The following is a 1,263-nucleotide window of genomic DNA, read 5'->3' as shown; positions in this document are numbered from 1 at the left end:
CAGCCTAATTGTGCGCTATGCCTTGGTGATCGGCCACTCGCCCACGACGACATACCGAGAGGAAACGCGGATCCCGCCGCCCGCCGAGCAATACATACCAACCGGTTATGCTGCACCAATGACAGCAGATCTGTCGCACTCTCCGGCGACAATCCAACCGGTCGGCACCAATGGAATTCGGGGTCGCGCCATCGCGCTCGCCGGCCTGCTGCTGGGCATGGGCGCCCTGCACTTCCTCATGCCCAAGCCCTTCGACACCCTGATCCCGCCCCAGCTGCCGGGCGAACCCCGCACCTACACCCATGTTTCGGGCGCGGCCGAGCTCACCGCGGGCGCCCTGCTCGCGATCCCGCGCACCCGCGGTCTGGGCGCGCGGCTCGCCGCCCTGCTCTTCGTCGCGGTCTTCCCCGGCAACCTGTACATGGCCTACGACTGGCTGAGCAGCGACCGTGCCCTGCCGCTGAAAGCCGGTGCCCTGCTCCGCCTCCCGCTGCAGATTCCGCTGGTGCTCACCGCGCGACGGGTGTACCGCGCCGTGCGGTGATCGGCCTCAGTCGGTGGTCAGGAACTCGTCGAAGGACGGGTCCGGCAGTTTGAGCTGGGCGTGGATATCACCGCCCAGCCCGAAATGCCCTATCGCGCCGCCGTAGTTCTGCTGATAGCTCTGCCAGAGCACGACCACGCTGATGATGCGGTTCGCCCCCGGCAGCGCCGGATCCGGAAACGGATTCGGCAGCACCGCCCGGTAGCTCGCGGTGCCGTGTTCGTCGGTGACGAACACATTGGGCACGCCCAGCGGCCCGGGCCGGGTGGGCGCGTCCGGGTCCAAGTCCTTGGCACGCAGGGACATCACCGTGTACAGCGAATCCGGGACGAGCCCGGTGAACTCGAACCGGAACTCCGCTTGCCGCGCATCGTCCAGGTCGACGGTCACGTCGAGGGTGCCGCGCGCCCGCAGCCAGTCCCCCAGTGTCACCGGGCCGGTCAGCTTGCGTCCGTCCTCGGGCCGGAAGTCCGGGATGGGCGTCTCGTGGAACGGGTAGCTCGGCCGCGTCACGCTCGCGGCCTCGGGGAGCTGGTCGGGCGCGAAGACCACCGGATAGTTGTTGGCGGGCAGCGGAAGCGGCAGCGTGTGCAGGACCGCCGCCGCGTCTTCCTCCGGCAACTCGTCGGGCAGTTCCCGCACGATCGTGTACGCCGCCAGCTAGCCGAAGGCGGGCACGGGCGTGCCGGCCGCGACGATGGCCCGCCCCCAGCGCCGGG

General features: G+C 69.5%; 2 protein-coding genes. One reads left to right on the top strand and one right to left on the bottom strand.

Annotated elements, in window-relative coordinates:
- The first annotated feature begins 118 nt into the window (after nucleotides 1–118).
- A complete protein-coding gene (locus ACIRS4_RS37465) occupies nucleotides 119–544 on the top strand; it encodes a hypothetical protein (RefSeq protein ID WP_404204628.1) in 426 nt (141 codons plus the stop codon).
- A 6-nt stretch (nucleotides 545–550) separates the two neighbouring features.
- Here the strand turns inward: ACIRS4_RS37465 and ACIRS4_RS37460 are convergent, their stop codons facing one another.
- Entirely contained in the window at nucleotides 551–1,186 is a 636-nt protein-coding gene (locus ACIRS4_RS37460) for a hypothetical protein (RefSeq protein WP_404204626.1), read from the bottom strand.
- Between the last annotated feature and the right edge of the window lie 77 nt (nucleotides 1,187–1,263).

Origin of the sequence: Streptomyces sp. NPDC101166 (assembly GCF_044768125.1) — a bacterium.
Lineage (GTDB): Bacteria > Actinomycetota > Actinomycetes > Streptomycetales > Streptomycetaceae > Streptomyces.
The sequence above is the reverse complement of the archived record's forward strand: the minus strand, read 5'-3'. Positions and strand labels throughout refer to the sequence as shown.